Raw genomic sequence first — 1,535 nt, forward strand, 5'->3', positions numbered from 1 at the left:
TCGTAGTCGCGGGCGTTGCCGCGCGTGTAGATCTGGGCGTTGATCGACGAGCCGCCGCCGACGACCTTGGCCTGCGTGTACCAGAAGACGCGGTCCTTCATGTTTCTCTGCGGCACGGTCGACCAGCCCCAGGAGGCGATGCCCTTTGTCATCTTGGCGAAGCCGGCCGGCATGTGGATCAGCGGATGCCAATCCTTGCCGCCGGCTTCCAGGAGCAGGACGGAATTGCCCGGATCCTCGCTCAGCCGGTTGGCGAGAACGCAGCCGGCCGGGCCGGCGCCAACAATGATGTAGTCAGCCATTGTTCCTCACAAGCGTGGCACCGAGAGCGCGCCGTCGACATCGATGACCGATCCGGTCGAAAAGCCGAATTTGCCGGAGGCGAGCGCCGCAACCACGGCGCCGATGTCGGCGGCTTCGCCCCAGCGTTTTGCCGGCACCAGGCCGTCCTCGATCAGCGCGTCATATTTGGCGGAGACGCCAGCGGTCATATCGGTGCGGATGATGCCCGGCCGTACCTCGAACACGCCGATGTTCTCGGGCGCGAGCCGCAGCGCCAGATTCTTCACCCACATTGAAAGGCCGGCTTTGGAAATGCAGTAGTCGGCTCGTTCCGGCGAAGCCATGTTGGCGCTGACCGAAGTGATGGTGATGATCGATCTGGCTGAGCCGGCAGATGCCGCCAGCATAGCCTTGGCGATGGCCTGGCTGAGAAACACCGTGCCGCGCAGATTGATATTCAGCGCGCGGTCGAAATTCTCCGGCTTAAGCTCCAGCAGGTCGCCGCGGACAACGGCGCCGATGCCGGCATTGTTGACCAGGCAATCGATGCGACCGAAGGCGCGCATGGCTGCCTCGACCAGTTTCGAATGGCCGGCGAGATCCGCGATGTCGCATTGGGCGTAAGTGAAATTCGCGCCCCGCCCCACGATCGTGTCGGCAAGGCCGTCGGCAGGTCTCTCGGCAAGGTCGGCCACCAGAATGTCGAAGCCGGCATCCGCCAATGCCTCGGCGCAGGCGAGCCCTATGCCGCGCGCGCCGCCGGTGACGATGGCTGCCGGGCGAGTCATGCCGCAAGCTCCGTCTTTCGAAGGTAATCAGCAACCCGCAGCGCCTGCGCCGCGATCGACAGCGCCGGATTGACCGCGGCGGAGGTCGGCAGGAACCCGCCGTCGACGACGAACAGGTTCCGGTGATCCCAGGCGCGGCAGAAGGGGTCGAGCGGCGAGGTGGCCGGGTCGTTGCCCATCTTCACCGTGCCGCATTGATGCGAGGGCGTGCGCTTGTCGAAGGGGCGCGACAGCACGATTGGATAGCCGCAGGCGCGCAGGTTCTCGTGCATCACCTTGGTCAGGCCTTCCAGCGACTGCATGTTGGAGCGCCGCCACTGCATGACGATCTCCTTACCTTCGACCATGATGCGGCTTTCGGGATCGGGCAGGTCCTCGCACATCAGGTACCAGTCGACGGCGTGGCCGGCCATGAAGTCGAGCACGAATTTCGGCATCGTCTTCACATTGGCCTTGAGCATGTTG

The 1,535-nt window shown here is 64.5% G+C and carries 3 protein-coding genes; all 3 read right to left on the reverse strand.

Annotated features, from left to right (window positions below; all coding sequences use genetic code 11):
* Positions 1-302: GMC family oxidoreductase N-terminal domain-containing protein (locus EOA28_RS35350; protein ID WP_148671090.1), on the reverse strand; the 302-nt coding region annotated here is incomplete at its 3' end.
* Between the two features lie 6 nt (positions 303-308).
* Positions 309-1,070 carry a 3-ketoacyl-ACP reductase gene (locus EOA28_RS35355; protein WP_126081442.1) on the reverse strand — a complete coding sequence of 254 codons (762 nt, stop codon included), beginning with the start codon at positions 1,068-1,070 and terminating at the stop codon, positions 309-311.
* The coding region (locus EOA28_RS35360; RefSeq protein ID WP_148671091.1) for a GMC family oxidoreductase at positions 1,067-1,535 on the reverse strand (469 nt) is incomplete at its 5' end. The genes EOA28_RS35360 and EOA28_RS35355, both read right to left, overlap by 4 nt.

It is taken from the genome of Mesorhizobium sp. M2A.F.Ca.ET.067.02.1.1 (assembly GCF_004023285.1).
Taxonomy (GTDB): domain Bacteria; phylum Pseudomonadota; class Alphaproteobacteria; order Rhizobiales; family Rhizobiaceae; genus Mesorhizobium.

Bases quoted from the DNA above. Each gene is read 5' to 3' on its own strand.
- EOA28_RS35355 (WP_126081442.1), bottom strand. From the start codon at position 1,070: ATGACTCGCCCGGCAGCCATCGTCACCGGCGGCGCGCGCGGCATAGGG.